The organism is Sulfurimonas sp. (genome assembly GCF_018698455.1).
Taxonomy (GTDB): domain Bacteria; phylum Campylobacterota; class Campylobacteria; order Campylobacterales; family Sulfurimonadaceae; genus Sulfurimonas.
The window spans coordinates 1-16,915 of record NZ_JABIOQ010000030.1 but is presented as its reverse complement, the minus strand read 5'-3'; the positions used below and the strand labels follow the sequence as shown (position 1 = coordinate 16,915).

Sequence of the window (16,915 nt, the reverse complement as noted above, 5' to 3'; positions counted from 1 at the left end):
ATTATGAGGATAAGAGTATGAATGATACAACAGACATAACAACATTAAGTATTAGGGTTGCTGTATTTATAGTGATTGCGGGAATATTTTATGTAGTTTTAAAATCTAAAAAGAGCGATAAGTAATCTCTTACTTTGCTCCTTTTTATTAGTCTTTATTTATTTAAGTTTACCATTACCATAGTATGTAAATAAGTAGTTAACAACTGTTTCAAAATCTTTTGAATCTTCTGTCATAGGCATTTTAAAGTGAGTTATCATTTTCTTTGTTTTCTTCGCCCAAAAGTCTTTTGATTGTGGACCTTGGTTTATAACATAACCAAAAGAGTGACACATAAGACAGTTAGCTTGAATGGCATCAAAACCTTCGCCCATTTTTATCTCGTATGAGATATATGGAACTTCAACATCACCTTTAACTTGTGCTGCGAGTGAACCTGCCATTATCATAACTAGTATTATTATTTTATTCATTATTTTCATCCTAAACTACCTCTACAGTTACAATATCGATACCGTTAAATTTATATCCACCATGGTTCCATAAGACATCTGCAGCTAAAGGTTGCTCATCACCTAAACGATTTACTGCCTTTGCCATAATATTCACTTTTCCATACTTTGTCGGCTTATAAGTAAATCTAAACTGAGTATAAGCATAACGTCCACCTTCTTGAGCAAGCAGAGATTTTTCCCATGTCTTACCTTCATCTGTAGATATAAGTACATCTTGTATTCCATGCCCGTCATCAAATGCAACACCACGAACAACAACATGAGAATTATGATAAACCTTCATACCTGTTTCAGGGTAACCTATGATAGATTTCACATTCATATTAGTAATAGGCTTCGTCTTTTTAAACTTGTTTTGCGGTGTTTCACTTTCTGTTTCATTGTCTGGAACTCTATAAGCAACATCCATAAAAAAGAGTGATTTATAGTCATGTGTTACAGTAATATTGCTTAACATTTTAACCCAACTATCAGAGTAATAACCAGGAATGATTAAACGCAGTGGGAATCCATTTAAGTACGGTAAATCTTCACCATTCATCTCGTAAGCTATAATCACGTGGTCATTTAATTCTTCAATTTCTAGCTCTCTTATAAAGTTTGGAGTCTCATAGTAAGCAGCATTATCTTTACCATTAAAACCTATCCAGTGTGCGCCTTTTTTTAATCCAGCACGATTTAAAAGGTCACTAAGTCTCACACCTTTCCAAACTGCTGAACCCATAGCACCATGACCCCACTGAATACCACCACAAATTGGCTTAAATGCAGAACGGCTATTTCCACCACACTGAAGTACTGCTTCAACTTCAACTTGTTCGAAATCTTCTCTAAGCTGCTTCAGAGTAATGTTTAACTCTCTTTCTACAAGTCCATCAATTTTAATAGTATATGAATCTAAATCAATATGAGTTGGGATATCTGGAAGGTGCCATCTTACAAAAAATTCATCATTGGGAGTTACTCTCGAAGTAAAAGTACTTCTAGGTGACTCTAAAAGTGGTGGTCTATCTGAGTATGTTATAAGAGGGCGTTTTTCTGGAAAAGCCATCGTAGATACTTCTTGTCCTGTTATAGGTTGCATAGTAACACCAGCCGAGAGGCTAGTTCCCATGATAGCTGCTGATGTAGCTATAGATGTTTTTAAAAAATCTCTTCTTTGCATTGTTATTCCTTACCAAAAGTTTGTAAAATTAATATAAAACGATTATAGCTCTTTTTACTTTAAAGTCTGTTAAATAATATTTATTATCTTGCCTTATAATACTCCCCTTTCATAGGTTCTTCTATTACTCCATCGACAGAATTAAACCGAATCTTTATAGTATGAATCTTTCTTGCACTCATCGATTTAAAAACGCAAAAGTGAAGATGTGGACCACTAGAGTAACCGGTATTTCCAGAGTAGCCTATTGCAAAACCTCTAGGGATTACTTGTCCTTTGTGAACTAAAACACCTCTTTGTTTTAAATGGTAGTATGTCCCAAAGGTTCCATCATCATGTAAAACTCGCACATAATTTCCAGAAGACGCAAACTTTTTGTCATAACCACCTCTGTTTGAGTTAGATTTTGTTTTTATTACAACACCTGCTCTAGCAGAGTATACTTTAGTACCTATAGGCATTACAAAGTCTACAGAGTACTGAGAACTACCCTTGTGTGTTTTAGTTCCATTAAAACCCTGACTGACTAAATAAGCACTATTTTTAGCAAAGGGGAGTCTGTAAATATAGTTGTCATTATGTTTTGCATTTTTTGAACCCATCATCCAGTGAAAAGAATAACCATAATAAGCTCCTGAACCTAATACTTTTAGCCGTACATATTGAAAGTTTGTATTTGCTTTTATCACTACTTCTTTTTCAACATTTCCTAACTGTTTTATATTTTTATATTGAGGTATTATTTGCATAGTAACATCGTAACTATTTTTATTGTAGAGAGAAACTGTTATAATATTTTGTGAGCGTGATGCAATTATTCCAACACTTTTTTTCTTATTTGATTTTGAATTTGAGTTATAAGATGATTGTATAATTTCATTATACATTTCTTGTGATGAACTCTCTAAAAGTTTATTTATTTCTATCTTGTTTTCTAAGAGTTTATTAGTTTTTTTATGTGCATTCTTCGTATAAAATTTTATAGCTTTATTTTGAATATTTTTATTTTCTAACAGTCCATTCATCTCATACTTTGTTAGTTTGCAAAAAAGTTTATAATCATTATTTTTTATTGATTTTGCTATCTCTTTATGTATAGAATGAATAATATAATCATAACTTTTTTGAAGTTTTCGTAGTTCTTTTAAATGAAGTTTAATCACTTTTCTATCTTCGACTTTATCTATTTTTCTCCCATTATTTAAACATATGGAAGCTTTGTTTGTAAAAGAAGTAACACTCGATTGAAGTCCCTTAAAATCTGAAAAAGAGTTGATTTTTGGTATGACTTTATAGAGGGGAGTTCCCAGGGTTTTAAATATTTCTGGATACTCCTGAGATTGAAGTATGAAGAAAAAAAAAGAAAGAAGTGTAAAAAGTCTAAGAAACACTGATATACTTAGGAACTAAACTCTTTATCTTCTCATAAATTTTAAGAAAGTCAGTTGAGTAGACACGTGTATCAGCGATACTTGTCATAAAGTTTGTATCTCTGTTAAAACGCGGTACAAGATGCATATGAATATGTTCTGCTATCCCTGCTCCACCTGCTTTACCAAGGTTCATTCCTATGTTTACGCCATCTGCTCCAAAACCCTCTTTTAAAAGTCTTACACCCTGTTGAGCAAGCATTGACATTCGTAACCAAGTCTCTGCGTTTAACTCTTCGAGTTTATCTGTATGAGTATGAGGGATAATCATAAAATGACCAGGAGTATAAGGGTACTTATTCATAACCATAAAGCAGTGCTCATCACGGTAAAGAACATGCAGAGTATTATCCGCCGTTGTTTCTTTACTTATATGACAAAAAACACATCCCTCTATCTTCTTTCCAGTTATGTATTGTGTGCGCCAAGGAGCGTATAGTATATCTTCCATCTCTAAACCTCTTTAGTGATTTACTTTTCTACCTAAAACTTTTTCAACTGAGTCTATTTTAGATGTGAGTCTATTTTCACAGTTTTGACGAATGTCAAACTTTAGTGAAGAGTACACTCTCTCACAATCACTCACTTGCTCATAAGCAAGAGCGATAACATCAAGAGCTTCTCTCATATTTGGAGCTTCTATAACTGTACCCATTGGAGTAAGTTGGTATGGAACTCCTGACTTGTCTATCGCATCTATAATCTTACTAACTTGCTTGGAAACAGATCCACCTTCTCTTCCATCTGGAGATGTAGGGAACATTGAAAACTCTAATAAAACACTTAACATATTGATATCCTTTTAATTTAAATTATTACAAAAACGCGAAAACTAAATCTGGAAAAACTATAACCAAACCTAGTGCTATAAGTTGTAAAAGTATAAATGGGATTATACCTTTATAAATTTGAATTGTACTCACACTATTTCCTGCAGCACCTTTTAGAAAGAAAAGTGAAAGGCCGAAGGGTGGTGTTAAAAATGATGCTTGTAGATTCATTGCTATTAAAATTACAAATCATATAGGGTCTATACCAAAAGTTGCTATAACTGGAACAAGTATAGGTACTATGATGAAGCTAATTTCAATGAAGTCGATAAAGAAACCGACTATGGAAATACTCAGCATTGAAAGAGCTATAAAAGCCCATACACTCCCTATATCTTTACTAAAAACTCTAAGATTACTTTAGCTTTGAAAATTAAAGAAGATTTTTTTTAAAATAGATTTGTTCTGCTATTTCCAAAAATTTGAGGTACTTGCTTATAGCCAATACCTTTCATCAAAGAAGTTCTTTTTACTTTACCTTTTATAGTTGAATACACTTTTTGTAAATTTTTCTTACCTGCAGCTAATTCTTTTATTAGGTAATATGTAAACAGACGTTGTTTCTTCTCTTTGTAATCATTTGCAAAGTCAGTAGAGGAGCCAGCCGTAATAACTGTTAATTTATTACCTCTAATTATAGTCTTATTTGTTCTCAGAACTGGGGCTACTCCTTTATAAAGTAATCCACCTTTATCATCTTTACCACTAAAGCAACTATCCATAAAAACAAATACATTTTTAGCATTTGATTTAGAAAGTTTTGCATAAATCTTATCCAGCTGTAAGTTTGGCTCTAGATGAATTGAATCAGCACTCATATCATTTGGAAGCATATAGGTATTCCCATCTTTTCCTGGTACACCATGTCCTGCAAAATATACATAAATGTTTCCCTTAGCATCTGACAACTCTTTCACAAGTTCAATTTTTGCTTTTATCTGCCCGGATGTAGCATCATCGTTTAATAAAGTAATAATATTTTCTTTTGGGATGCCAAGTGTTTTTTCTGCTAGACTTTTAAATGCCATTGCTGATAAATCAGCATACTCAACTGGTGTATTTTGTTTATACTCATTAATACCAATTACCAAAGCAAATGAATCGAAATTTTTCGCTTTTGTTTCCTTAAAAGCATATTGGTTTATAATACCCTTGATATCATTAGCCTTTCCGATACTTGTACTTTTATTCGATTTATTATCAGCATAATAAATTGGATTATTTGCAGTTTCTAAAATTGCAAATCGTGCTTCACCTTCTAAATAGCTCTTAAAATCCTTTAAATTTTTACGTATGACTTGCTGTAAGCTTTTTTCCACAATGGATGTTCTAAAAAATCCATAAAATCTAACATCTACTTCTTTATTTGCAGTAAAAGTTTTTGTCATTTTTTTACCGCCAATTAGAGCTATCATTTCGACACTGGAACTAATATCAGAATGATACTGCTGTAAAGGCCAATATGCAGGCATAGGATAAACTCCAGGCCAGCTTATAAGCCAATTGAAGTCTCTTGTATAGCTTGGTTTGATAACAAATTGATATTCATCAACACCTGTATTTTTATTAGATTTTTTATAGTTGTATTGAACAGCTGAATACATTCCGCTACTTTTTAATGTTTCTTCTAAAGAAAGCTTTAAAGCTGAAACACCGGAGTCATCTAAATATGTATCGTCTACTTCAAATTTAGAGATAAAAGCTATTCTATTGTTAACATCCTCTGATATCTTTTTCTGTGGTTTATAACTGAACGAAGCATCAATATTTTTTACAGAACATCCTGAAAAAACTAAAAGAACAAACAATGTACCGATAACATTAATATTTAACATTAAGATTCCTTATTTAATATTAATCTTTGACATTTTAATAAAACTATCTTAAATTTAACTAGTAAATTCTACTTTCTTATTAAAAAATAAGAGACTTGACTCTCTAAAAAATATATTTTATTTATACTAATTTAAGTATGTTTGAATATTTGATTGATATAATTCACTCAATTTATTGTAATAAAAAGGTTCTTTTATATTAATGAAAAAAATATTATTAGTGATTTTCACCCCTCTTATCATGTTTGCAAATCCATTATGGCTCTACCAAATAAAACATGATAAAAATTGTGACATTATAGGTTATGGCATCAGTAAAAACTTACAAGAAGCAAAAAAAAATGCTCTTGCTGATATAGCTAATACACTATCAGTAAGTGTTGATACATCCTTTGATATGTCAACGATAGATAACAATGTTAATGTTAAAACAAATTCATCATTATCTTTAAAAACAAATTCAAAAGCTGTTTTAAGTGGTGTTGAATTTATAAAAATTGAACAAAAAAACTCTATTTGGTATGTAGCTGCAAAATATGACAATTCTCCTTTAGATGTAAAATTAAAAAAGCTACTACCAAGCAACCTTCAAAATGAAACACAAAATAATTATCTAAAAAATACTTCATTATTAAAAGAGTTAAATAAAGAGCTAAAAGCAAAACTAAATTACAAAGTTATTAGAAAAAATAATTTATGGCAACTAAAGTATAAAGATATTTTATTGCCAATTAATATTGAAAATTTTTATAAACTATTTTCAAATCAAAATACAAACTTAATTTCAATAAAACCAAATAAAAACATATATATTGAAAATGATGATATGTTTTTTAATATAGCACATAAGAAGAATGGATTTATCTCAATTCTTTATGTTGAGCACAGTGGTAAAGTAGGCTTACTATTAGCAAATAAAAAGTCAGATAAATCATTTTTATTTCCGAATATAAAAAATGAAGATAGTTTTAAAATTGTAAATCCTTATAATAAATCTATTAAAGAACTGTATGTAGCACTTTATTCTCCAACACCCATTAAACTTCATAAGTTTGAAAATGTTGACGAGAATTTATTGGACGAATCGAATTACAATTTTGATGAATTAATTTCACTTCTTAATGAGTTTAAATTTTCTACATATGAAATAAAAATCAGAAAATAAGTTTTATTTAAAAATTATAGTTAACAACATAAAAAATATAAGGTGTTAAAAATACGCTTTAGCTGATGTGGGGAACATTGAAAACTTTAATAAAATACCAATCCTATTAGGACTATTATTTTTATACATCTCATCAACTTCTTTTTTTTACTTCTACTAAAATTATTATCATAATTCTACAAAAATGCGAAAACTAAATCTGGAAAAACTATAACCAAACCTAGTGCTAAAAGTTGTAAAAGTATAAATGGGATTATACCTTTATAAATTTGAATTGTACTCACACTATTTCCTGCAGCACCTTTTAGAAAGAAAAGTGAAAGGCCAAAGGGTGGTGTTAAAAATGATGCTTGTAGATTCATTGCTATTAAAATTGCGAACCATATGGGGTCTATGCCAAACGCGGCCATAACTGGAACAAGTATAGGCACTATAATGAAGCTTATTTCAATGAAGTCGATGAAGAAACCGAGTATAAAGATACTCAGCATTGAAAGTGCTATAAAAGCCCATACATTGCCAATATCTTCACTAAAAAACTCTAAGATGATGTCACTTCCACCAAGTTCATTAAAAACTAGGCTAAACGCGGTTGCACCTATGAGTATCATAAATATCATTCCCGTGAGTTTCATCGTTTCAAACAGAGCGTACTTTATCATTTCATAATTAAGAGTTTTGTTCATGCCTGAAAGTAAGACACCACCCAGTACTCCAAACGCGGCAGATTCCGTAGGAGAAGCTATTCCCGCGAATATGCTTCCCAAAACACTCACCATTAGTAAAATAGGGGGAATAATGGCTTTTAATAAATCAATAAAGTTAGTGTTCTCCAGCGGTTGCATTGTAGGGGCATCTTCTTTTTTAATATAAGCTCGTATTAGGATATATGTCACATAAAGACTTACAAGTGTCATACCTGGTAAAACGGCACCCATAAACAAGTCACCAACACTAACACTCATAACATCACCAAGTATGATAAGAATAATAGAAGGTGGTATGATTTGTCCTAGTGTTCCTGAAGCGGCTACTGTCCCACTTGCTAGAGATTTATCATAGCCTGCGTTTATCATTAATGGAAGTGCTATCACACTCATCATAACGACTGAGGCAGAGACTATTCCTGTTGAAGCTGCAAGTATAGCTCCAACTAAAACAACACTCACTCCAAGTCCACCACGAACACCTCTAAACATACTACTCATTGAGATGAGGAGTTTCTCTGCCATGCCTGACTTTTCTAGTATGAGACCCATCATTATAAACAGTGGAACTGCCATAAGTGTTGTATTGTTCATAATTCCATAAATTCTAAATGGTAAAATATTAAACACATCAAAACCTAAGTCAGGAACGATAAATGCAAACATCATCGCAACACCACCAAAAGCAAATGCAACGGGGATACCCGTCAGTAAAAGAAGCAGTGCTACTACAAACATTACTAAGGCTATCATAGTGACCTCCATTTTTTTACTTCAATTACCAGTATTTTAAAAGCCTGCAGAGATAAAAAGATAAATGAGAGAGGCATAAGAGATTTCACTATCCATCGGTATGAGAGACCTCCCGGGTCTGATGACATTTCATTTTGAATAAAACTCAATTCCACAAAACCTATACTAATATAAACGATTAAAAATGAGAATGGGAGTATGAAAAAAACAACTGAGAGTATGTTGATAAGAGTCTGTGTTTTTAAAGAGAAGTTATCATAAAAAATATCTACTCTAACATGAGCATTATGTTTTAAAGTGTAAGCAAGACTAAGAAGCATAACAACATCAAAAAAATGCCATTCTAACTCTTGAAGTGCTGTTGAACCTGAGGAGAACAGATAACGATTAGTTGCATCAAAGATTATTAATGCCACCAATAGAACTAGAGTGAATGCTGTCAGATATGAAATATACCTGACAATTAAACTAATAAAGTTACTCAATAAGTTGCATCCAACATAGTCTAGTTAAGATCTCCATCTTTCCAGTATTTTGTTCCTTGTATGTTAACTTGAACAGCTAAACCATTTACCGTTATTCTATACAGTTTTATCCCTGGAGCAACGGTTACTGCCGCATTTAAAGCTCCTCCTTTTTCCCCGGACTTTGCAGCAGCATCAGCTTGTGCATTTGCTTCCCATCCTTCTTCTACAAAGCTATCAAACACTTGTTTATTTTTAAAAATAAAAATTGCTCGAAAATCTTTTATTCCAAGGCCAAAGCCTATTCCAGCAGAACCCATATTCATATATATATCTTTGCCACTCTTATTGTTGTGAGCCAATCCTGATCCACCTTCTATACTTATAGCTGGTAAGTATAGTCCAACATTAGTAAAAGTGGCATAACCATAAGATGATTCTACTAATATTTTTGCTTTTGGAGTGTGTTTATAGAGAAGCTTTAATGTCTCTGCATTTTCAATTTCCCTTTCTTTAATTAATTCTGCAGGAGTCTCTCCTGACCAGAAACCAGAAAACATGACAAACACAATGCTCATTGCCATTAGAACTTTTAAATTTTTCATACTTTTATCCCCTTTTATTTATATAAAGTTCGGAGCATCATTAGCAAAAAGTATGACATCCCCTGCCTTAGTTTGGTTAGCTAAAACTGTAGTAAGTTCTGTTTTATCCGCTAACATTATTTTATTTTTAACATCTAAGTTTTTATCAAATAGACTCGCGTTTAAAGAACCAGTAACTATTACTATGTCAAAAACTTCATTTATCGCATTTATAAGTTTTAGGTTTAGCTCATCACTGCTCTCAACAAGTCCAGGGGTAACGATTACTTTTTTGCCAGTTTCATGCAGCGAACATAAACGTACACCCTCAAGCATACCATCTATATTGCCATTGTAACCATCGTCTAGTATAAGTTTTCCACCAGCTTTTATCATTTGAAGTCTATGTTCAACTGGTTCAAGTTCTTTGACTGCATTTACTATTTCTTCATAACTCATGCCAACACTATTTGCTATATGTACAGCAACAGCTATGTTCATAGTTTGGAACTCACCTAATACATCTGTATGTAATGAAAGCTTTTGTCCATCGAGTTCTATCTTAAAGTCTGTTCCATTAAGAGTCGCATTTATATCGCTAATCTCATTCCCAAAGAATTTCACCTTATCGTGTGGTTCATCTGTTACTGAAGTATGTATAAAAGCCTCTTCTAAACGTGGTGACTGCATTATCTCTAGTTTTGTGGCCTTGATGTTCTCTAAAGTTTTAAAGTACTCTATATGAGCTGCTCCAACTTTTCCGACAACAACTCTTTGAGGTTCTAAGAAAGTTGTGATTTCATATATGTCACCTCTTTGTCTTGCTCCTGCTTCACATACATATACTTGAGTATCTTCTGGGAGACTATTATTTATATCACCCATGATTCCACCAAGAGTATTTATACTTCTTGGAGTTGCATATGTTTTAAACTTTTTACTAAGTATTTGAGCCACAAAGTTTTTTATACTTGTTTTTCCATAACTACCAGTGATACATACTATTTGTAACTCTGTGAGAGCTTTTAACTTATTTTTTGCTTCTTTTTTATAAGTCATGAAAAGAAACTTTTCTATTATTGTAGAACCAATGTATGCAATAACTAAAGGCATAAAAACACCATAAACTGCACAAGCATCTTTTAAAGTACATAAAACATCTTGAAAAAGTGTAAGACTTATAAGGAGAATGAGAAAACGTTTAACTCTCCATGTAAGAACAAGCTTTTTATCTAAGTTTTTGTGCCAAAGTAAAATAGAAGGTAAAACTCCAAAGAAAAAGAAAATAGGAAAGAACTTTCCTGTCGTATGGTAAGCAATAAAAGGAATAATAAAATAAAATACATGCCATCGTGCTTTATGGTGTTTAAGAATCACACGAGATAAAGAGTAGTTGTACCATTGAAGGTTTGTAATGAGATACCAACCTAAAAGTGTCACAAAAAGAGCATTAACTACTAACGAAAGAAGGATTTCATATTCTTGCATCTATTTTCCTAGTGTTTTTAAAAAAGTTTCTTCAATACTTTGAGATATATCTTGCGTATTGTTTAAAAATGAGAAATGATCACCCTTATAAACTTTTAACTCTGATTTTTTCACAAGAGAGTTTATTATCTGCGCTGAACTAAGCGGTGTCGCAGTATCATCTTCACCCCAACATAAAAGTGCATGTCCATCGTACTTAGCAAACAAATCACTAAAGTCTTCATTAACAACATTTTTAAAAGTTTCATACATTGGTTGACTTAACTCTTTTGCATCTTGTGCGACAAAAAGTGAACGAAATTTTTTGAGTCCAAAAAAATTAAACACTTTAGTAGCTGCAATTTTGAGTTGTATTGAAAGTGGTTTAGTTCTATATATACCTGCACTAGCAACTAGTATAAGTAATCTTGGATCAAGTAAAAGAGCGACTTTACCGCCAAATGAGTGACCAAGTATAATGCTTTTTCTTGCATTAACATGCCCCATTAATAGTTCAACTATACGAGCTACATCAGATGTATTTAGAGCTATAGGACAAGTGGATTTTCCAAATCCTGGTAAATCAATGTATATATGGCGAAAACCACTCATATATGGAGAAAATGCTTTTTTCATTATCATTTTATTGCTACCCCATCCATGCAATATAATCAAATCAACTTTTGCATCTGGATTAAGTATTTCATAACTTAAATCAAAAGTGTATTGCTTATATTGTATAGATTTTACTGCCATTTATTTACCTTTTGCTTGTGATATAGAGTGTATATAGTCATAAGTCACTTTAACTCTTTTTGAATGTGGAAGAGAGTTACTTAGTTCTTCTATAGAGTGAGTAAAGTCTTCAAAAAGATAATTTGCCATAGAACCAGGAACTGGATTTATCTCGTTTAAATAAACTTCCCCATCTATAACAAAAAAATCACATCGTATTAAAGCACCCTCAAAAAGACCTCTATATATCTTCTCAAAATTTGACTTTAATTTTACTATTAATTCTTCACCAATTTCAGCTTTTAAAACCTGCTCACTTCTTGAAAAATCCATATACTTTTTTTCAAAATCTAAAAATTCTTCTTTTTGAGGTTCTTCAACGATAGAGAAATGCATCTTCTCATTTGCTATATACCCAGCAAGATTATACTCCATAACACCATCAATAAAAGGTTCAACTAAAACATGTTTATCATACTCAAATGCAGTATCAAGTGCATAGTCCAAATCATGCTCATCTTTTACAATACTAACACCAATAGAGCTACCAAGAGAAGCAGGTTTTACTATGATGGGAAAAGGAAGAGTGATGTTTTTATGCTCATTTTTATAAAAACTTTCATACTTTAAACTCTTTACACCAATCGCTTCACATAGGTACTTTGTATAGCGTTTATCGTAAGAAAATGTACAGGCTTCACTTCGTGGTCCAATGTACTTTATAGAAAAGAAATCTAACATCGAAGCGATACTACCATCTTCTCCATCCGCACCATGAATAAGGTTTAAAACAATATTTTTATGTTCACGAGAACTAAACATGCTCTTTTGAATAAAAGCACCATTTCGTAGTGTTAGTTCAGGCATATTTTTATGTTCAGCCTTACTAAAAGTAGTTGCTTTCATCTTTTTATCATCTATAAGATAAAATTTATGATCACCATCACAAAATATAAAACTCAAATCAAACTGTGAGAGCTTTTGCTTTAAAGTTATCGCACTAACGATACTAATTTCATGTTCGAAACTAGCTCCACCAAATAAAATTGTTAATTTCAATATATGTTTCCTTTTTAGACTGTCTGTAGTAATTTCAATGCGCTTTTTACAAGAAAGGCTGTATCATCGCCATCACAAGAAGAAAGTGCCTTAGATATTTTGTCTTTTTTAAAGCCTAGTGCTTCTAGTGCTTCTGTCGCTTGTGTAAATGCTAGTGATGAAGGAGATGTAGTATTTCCAGTGAGTATTTCCGCGTCAAAACCATTAAGTTCAACTAAGATTCGCCCTGCACTTTTAGGTCCAATTCCTGGTACTTTTTTAACACCATTCATATCTTTATTGGTTATAACTGTTGCAAATTGAGAAGGAGTATATGTAGAGCAAATGGCCATTGCAACCTTAGGTCCTACTCCATTGATTTTTATGAGTCTTGCAAACATCTTTTTTTCACTCATGTCCATAAAGCCGAACAAAAGGGAAGCATCTTCACGAATGATTTGAGTAGTAAAGATAGATACCTCTTTTTTAGGTAGTGCTGAAAATGTTTGAAGTGATATAAAGACTTCATAAACAACCCCTCTAACATCTATATGCACAAATCCAGGTTCTTTATACACTATATCACCACTTAGACCAACTATCATTCTTCCATTGCCTGTATTTCAAATGTTCCATCATTGAGTTCAACTAAACCAAAAGCTCTTTCTGATGAACCTTCTTCAGGTTTATATACCAACTCGATAGGAGGATCAACAAGCTTAAAACGTATCTCGTTATAACCTAACCAATCATCTCTATTTATAACTCTGGCATCTAAAATGTTATCTTGAAAAGATACTGTTGCCATCATTTTCAATGCAAGTGAATCAACCTTTACTACCTTTTGTGCCTGAATCTCATTATAATGTTTTTGCATCTGCACAAACTGTCTATATTTAAGTACAAATGAAGCAGGTGCTTTTACCCCTTTCTTCTTGTAGCGTATTAACCTTTTTTTTATATCTAAGAATGATGTAGTACCGATTTTCATCATTTTAGTGTATTTTACAAGCTCTTTTTTTATATCTGAGAGTTCTGATTCTAGTACTTGGATCTCGACTTGATTTCTATTCAAGTCAGCTTGTGTAACTTTTTTAATTAAAGGGTCAATAGTAAAAGTATTTTCACTACCCTGAAGTCTATGAATTTCTATACGTTTTGAAGCTGTAGCCTGAACATGTGCGTTACAAATATCTATATCAATCTCTTTAGCTTTAATCTGTCCACCCATTGCCTGAGCAATACTTACCTCATCTCCATCAACTTCACCATGTTCAAGTCTGCTAATCTTTATTTTTTTGCCGTAAGCCTTGCCTCTATGAACATCTATATCCAGTTTATCGGCTTTAACAATAGAAGTCGCATGTGTTTGTCCTGATATACTAGCAGTTCTTGCTATAACACGTGCGTTTGAACCGACATTCCCTTCTATATTTATATCGGTTACCTCAACACTCATTCCTATGCCAATTGCATCTTTTTCAGGATCATTTTCTTTTACACTAATACTTACATCAGAATCAATACCACTAGTAATATTTCCTGTTGTTTTAAAATCTATACTATCAATATCCATATCATTTTTTATGGAATAAACACCAGATGCCAGAGACACATATCCACTTTCTTGAGCAACATACTTTATACTTGCTTCTTCATCAAACTTTGTGATACTATTATCTGTATTAATAGATGCCTCATTTAAAATTGTAGGTTCATTTTGTTGCATAAACTGGCCACAGCAATTACGCCCAGGCTCACCCATTTTGGGTTTAATATACTCTATTATTACTTCTTCTTTCTTAACACTCTTAATAAATCCCCTTGCTGCATAGTCTATTCTTTGATCTTCTTCTACATCAATTGTTTTATCATAATGCATAATTAGAGCATCATCTATAGTTAGTGTCGGTTCATAAGCCTCTCCTATTAGAATAGTCTCTTGATTCTCAAAAACAATCTTTTTATCTATATTAGTTTTATCCACGATTTTTGAAATAACATCATTTAGCATTTGATCAAATATATTTATTAAAATACCTGCACGTACTTTTCTTTTATTGATCATTTTTTTTAATTCTTCTTTAAGATCTTTATCAAAGTCTAAACTAGATTTAGCTCCAATACTTAAATAAACTTTACATTTAGTTGCATTTGCACCAATAGCTATTTTCATATTTTCAAAAAGTTGTTTTTTTTCTTTATCAATTGAAAATACTTCTATTTCGTAGGTTTGTTTAATTTCAAAAATGGGATTTAATATTTCAGTTTTATCATTGAGTTCATAAAGGCTATTATTGTCCACGAGATTCCATTCGGTTTCTTGCTTCTCATCAGTCTCTCGTGTATAGGTCTGTACCTCTAAAATATTAAAATCTAATGTATCAACACGAATTTTATTTGACTGGGCAATATTTGTTAATTCTTTAGTAATATTTTGTGTTCTAATAACAATTGGATGAAATACTTTTTCAGAAGAACTATCCTCGTCTTTAGAGTCAAAAATTGCCATGCTTTTTTTACCATACCTGTCAATAGAGTTTATTTAGGCTCTATTTTAACCAAATCTTTGTTAAACTTGTGTGAAAATTAATAAAACCCAACAAAGAAGCCTATGTTTAAAGCAATATTTACCAATAGTTTTGGAATTTTAATCTCAAGAGTCTTCGGCTTTATACGTGATTTACTCACCGCATCTACTCTTGGTGCAAGTATATATACTGATATATTTTTCATTGCATTTAAACTTCCAAATTTATTTCGTAGAATCTTTGCAGAGGGTGCATTTACACAAGTTTTTATCCCCGCATTTGCCAGAAGCACTCATAAGGCTGTCTTCTCAGTAAATATCTTTTTTGTTTTTCTCTCCATTATATTGCTCATTACTTTACTGGTTAACTTAGTACCCCAACTTTTCACTCAAGCTATAGCTGTGGGTTTTAGTGAAGAGACTCTAAAAATTGCAGCACCTTTTGTTGCCATAAACTTTTGGTACCTTCCTCTCATTTTTTCCATGACGTTTCTTAGTGGAATGTTGCAGTATAAGCATCACTTTGCAACAACTGCTTTTAGTACTGCACTTCTTAACCTTTCACTCATTGCTGCTTTATATTTAAGTCAAGATAAGACAGACGTACAAATAGTTTATTATCTTAGTTATGGTGTTGTCATTGGTGGTGTCTTACAACTCATAGCCCACATTGTAGCAATTAGACAGATGGGGCTTTTCAAACTTTTATATGGTGGAGTTAAATACTTACGACTTAAAAATGTTACGATTAAAAAGGAGACTAAAAAGTTTAGAAAAAACTTCTTTCCAGCAATGTGGGGTAACTCAACAGCTCAAGTTTCTGCATTCCTAGATACTTTTTTAGCTTCATTTCTTATAACAGGTTCTATCTCTTACCTTTACTATGCAAACCGTATATTTCAACTCCCTCTAGCTCTTTTTGCCATAGCAACATCCGTAGCACTGTTTCCAAGAGTTGCAAGATATATACGAAACAAAGATGAAATGCAGGCTAAAGAGTTTATGTCTAAAGCTTTCTGGTTTTTAACATTTTTACTTACGGCTAGTACCATAGGAGGCATAGTCCTCTCAAGAGAAATAACATGGCTTCTTTTTGAACGCGGTGCATTTAATGCTACTGACACAGCTAACACAACAGCAGTACTACAAATGTACATGCTAGGACTCTTACCCTTTGGGCTTCAAAAGCTCTTTGTTCTATGGCTCTATGCAAAAGAGATGCAAGGTAAGGCTGCCAAAATAGCAACCTACTCTCTTGGAACCTACATCATTATTGCACTCTTTCTTATCTCACCTATGGGAGTAAGTGGTTTAGCCCTTGCTAGTACTACGGGTGGTTTTGTAAGTTTCTTTCTTACCATAAGAGTATTTGGATGGACAAATTTCAAAGACATCCTCTACTCTAAAAAACTTCTCTACCTAAGTGTCGGAGCTGTAGTGCTTACTCTCTTACTACTCATGTTTAAAGAGTTTTTGGCTTTTTATATTTAGCCCTAATAACTCCATACCATATTAGACAATAAGCCAACTTGCTCTATAATTAGGTATCTTCAAGCGAAAAAGGTACACCTAAAACTTTCACTTTGGCTATTGCTATGAAAACTTTCATTGCTATTCGTGAGGAAGTAGCTAAAATTGATGATATTGTAAACAGAAATGAAGATTTAACCTCTATTATCAGTGTCTTGCAGGATATT

At 32.3% G+C, this 16,915-nt stretch carries 16 protein-coding genes and 1 pseudogene; 2 read left to right on the top strand and 15 right to left on the bottom strand.

Annotated elements, in window-relative coordinates; translation table 11 throughout:
• Nucleotides 1–158 precede the first annotated feature (158 nt).
• From HOG88_RS04400 to HOG88_RS04370, 7 genes and pseudogenes are all read right to left on the bottom strand, one after another.
• Nucleotides 159–473 (bottom strand): sulfite:cytochrome C oxidoreductase subunit B, encoded by a 315-nt coding sequence (locus tag HOG88_RS04400; protein ID WP_295003622.1) that lies wholly within the window; start codon nt 471–473, stop codon nt 159–161.
• Between the two features lie 10 nt (nt 474–483).
• Nucleotides 484–1,680, bottom strand: coding sequence for a molybdopterin-dependent oxidoreductase (locus tag HOG88_RS04395; RefSeq protein WP_295003620.1), 1,197 nt, complete (start codon nt 1,678–1,680; stop codon nt 484–486).
• A gap of 83 nt (nt 1,681–1,763) precedes the next feature.
• Entirely contained in the window at nt 1,764–3,071 is a 1,308-nt protein-coding gene (locus HOG88_RS04390; RefSeq protein ID WP_295003618.1) for a M23 family metallopeptidase, read from the bottom strand.
• Nucleotides 3,061–3,561, bottom strand: coding sequence for an HIT domain-containing protein (locus HOG88_RS04385; protein ID WP_295003615.1), 501 nt, complete (start codon nt 3,559–3,561; stop codon nt 3,061–3,063). Before HOG88_RS04385 ends, HOG88_RS04390 begins: the two co-directional genes overlap by 11 nt.
• Nucleotides 3,562–3,573: 12 nt before the next feature.
• Nucleotides 3,574–3,900 carry an MTH1187 family thiamine-binding protein gene (locus tag HOG88_RS04380; protein WP_295003613.1) on the bottom strand — a complete coding sequence of 109 codons (327 nt, stop codon included), beginning with the start codon at nt 3,898–3,900 and terminating at the stop codon, nt 3,574–3,576.
• A 25-nt stretch (nt 3,901–3,925) separates the two neighbouring features.
• A pseudogene (locus HOG88_RS04375) lies at nt 3,926–4,273 on the bottom strand (TRAP transporter large permease subunit).
• Nucleotides 4,274–4,329: 56 nt separating this feature from the next.
• Nucleotides 4,330–5,775, bottom strand: a complete 1,446-nt coding sequence (locus HOG88_RS04370; protein ID WP_295003611.1) for a caspase family protein — start codon at nt 5,773–5,775, stop codon at nt 4,330–4,332.
• Between the two features lie 202 nt (nt 5,776–5,977).
• Between HOG88_RS04370 and HOG88_RS04365 the strand changes: the two genes are divergently transcribed.
• Nucleotides 5,978–6,940 carry an LPP20 family lipoprotein gene (locus HOG88_RS04365; RefSeq protein ID WP_295003609.1) on the top strand — a complete coding sequence of 321 codons (963 nt, stop codon included), beginning with the start codon at nt 5,978–5,980 and terminating at the stop codon, nt 6,938–6,940.
• A gap of 176 nt (nt 6,941–7,116) precedes the next feature.
• On the opposite strand, the gene HOG88_RS04360 is transcribed toward HOG88_RS04365, so the two are convergent.
• The 8 genes from HOG88_RS04360 to HOG88_RS04325 form a co-directional block, all read right to left on the bottom strand.
• Nucleotides 7,117–8,400, bottom strand: coding sequence for a TRAP transporter large permease subunit (locus tag HOG88_RS04360; RefSeq protein WP_295003606.1), 1,284 nt, complete (start codon nt 8,398–8,400; stop codon nt 7,117–7,119).
• The gene (locus HOG88_RS04355) at nt 8,397–8,816 is read right to left on the bottom strand and encodes a TRAP transporter small permease subunit (RefSeq protein ID WP_295003604.1); all 420 of its coding nucleotides are present in this window, start codon (nt 8,814–8,816) and stop codon (nt 8,397–8,399) included. Before HOG88_RS04355 ends, HOG88_RS04360 begins: the two co-directional genes overlap by 4 nt.
• 89 nt (nt 8,817–8,905) lie before the next feature.
• Nucleotides 8,906–9,469, bottom strand: a complete 564-nt coding sequence (locus HOG88_RS04350) for a hypothetical protein (protein WP_295003603.1) — start codon at nt 9,467–9,469, stop codon at nt 8,906–8,908.
• A gap of 18 nt (nt 9,470–9,487) precedes the next feature.
• Nucleotides 9,488–10,936 (bottom strand): UDP-N-acetylmuramoyl-tripeptide--D-alanyl-D-alanine ligase, encoded by a 1,449-nt coding sequence (locus HOG88_RS04345; protein ID WP_295003601.1) that lies wholly within the window; start codon nt 10,934–10,936, stop codon nt 9,488–9,490.
• Nucleotides 10,937–11,671: an alpha/beta hydrolase gene (locus HOG88_RS04340; protein WP_295003598.1), complete on the bottom strand. Its 735-nt coding sequence runs from the start codon at nt 11,669–11,671 to the stop codon at nt 10,937–10,939.
• Nucleotides 11,672–12,709 carry a D-alanine--D-alanine ligase gene (locus HOG88_RS04335; RefSeq protein ID WP_295003596.1) on the bottom strand — a complete coding sequence of 346 codons (1,038 nt, stop codon included), beginning with the start codon at nt 12,707–12,709 and terminating at the stop codon, nt 11,672–11,674.
• A gap of 14 nt (nt 12,710–12,723) precedes the next feature.
• On the bottom strand, nt 12,724–13,293 hold the full coding sequence (gene ruvA / locus HOG88_RS04330) for a Holliday junction branch migration protein RuvA (RefSeq protein WP_295003594.1): 570 nt from the start codon (nt 13,291–13,293) through the stop codon (nt 12,724–12,726).
• Nucleotides 13,290–15,200 carry a flagellar assembly protein A gene (locus HOG88_RS04325; RefSeq protein ID WP_295003591.1) on the bottom strand — a complete coding sequence of 637 codons (1,911 nt, stop codon included), beginning with the start codon at nt 15,198–15,200 and terminating at the stop codon, nt 13,290–13,292. The genes ruvA and HOG88_RS04325 overlap by 4 nt, the downstream gene beginning before the upstream one ends.
• Before the next feature lie 102 nt (nt 15,201–15,302).
• Here HOG88_RS04325 and murJ point away from each other — a divergent pair, with 102 nt between their 5' ends.
• Nucleotides 15,303–16,709, top strand: a complete 1,407-nt coding sequence (gene murJ, locus HOG88_RS04320) for a murein biosynthesis integral membrane protein MurJ (protein WP_295003588.1) — start codon at nt 15,303–15,305, stop codon at nt 16,707–16,709.
• Nucleotides 16,710–16,915 lie beyond the last annotated feature (206 nt).

Bases quoted from the DNA above. Each gene is read 5' to 3' on its own strand.
- ruvA (WP_295003594.1), bottom strand. From the start codon at position 13,293: ATGATAGTTGGTCTAAGTGGTGATATAGTGTATAAAGAACCTGGATTT.
- HOG88_RS04400 (WP_295003622.1), bottom strand. From the start codon at position 473: ATGAATAAAATAATAATACTAGTTATGATAATGGCAGGTTCACTCGCA.
- murJ (WP_295003588.1), top strand. From the start codon at position 15,303: ATGTTTAAAGCAATATTTACCAATAGTTTTGGAATTTTAATCTCAAGA.
- HOG88_RS04380 (WP_295003613.1), bottom strand. From the start codon at position 3,900: ATGTTAAGTGTTTTATTAGAGTTTTCAATGTTCCCTACATCTCCAGAT.
- HOG88_RS04395 (WP_295003620.1), bottom strand. From the start codon at position 1,680: ATGCAAAGAAGAGATTTTTTAAAAACATCTATAGCTACATCAGCAGCT.
- HOG88_RS04325 (WP_295003591.1), bottom strand. From the start codon at position 15,200: ATGGCAATTTTTGACTCTAAAGACGAGGATAGTTCTTCTGAAAAAGTA.
- HOG88_RS04340 (WP_295003598.1), bottom strand. From the start codon at position 11,671: ATGGCAGTAAAATCTATACAATATAAGCAATACACTTTTGATTTAAGT.
- HOG88_RS04345 (WP_295003601.1), bottom strand. From the start codon at position 10,936: ATGCAAGAATATGAAATCCTTCTTTCGTTAGTAGTTAATGCTCTTTTT.
- HOG88_RS04350 (WP_295003603.1), bottom strand. From the start codon at position 9,469: ATGAAAAATTTAAAAGTTCTAATGGCAATGAGCATTGTGTTTGTCATG.
- HOG88_RS04365 (WP_295003609.1), top strand. From the start codon at position 5,978: ATGAAAAAAATATTATTAGTGATTTTCACCCCTCTTATCATGTTTGCA.
- HOG88_RS04360 (WP_295003606.1), bottom strand. From the start codon at position 8,400: ATGATAGCCTTAGTAATGTTTGTAGTAGCACTGCTTCTTTTACTGACG.
- HOG88_RS04370 (WP_295003611.1), bottom strand. From the start codon at position 5,775: ATGTTAAATATTAATGTTATCGGTACATTGTTTGTTCTTTTAGTTTTT.
- HOG88_RS04385 (WP_295003615.1), bottom strand. From the start codon at position 3,561: ATGGAAGATATACTATACGCTCCTTGGCGCACACAATACATAACTGGA.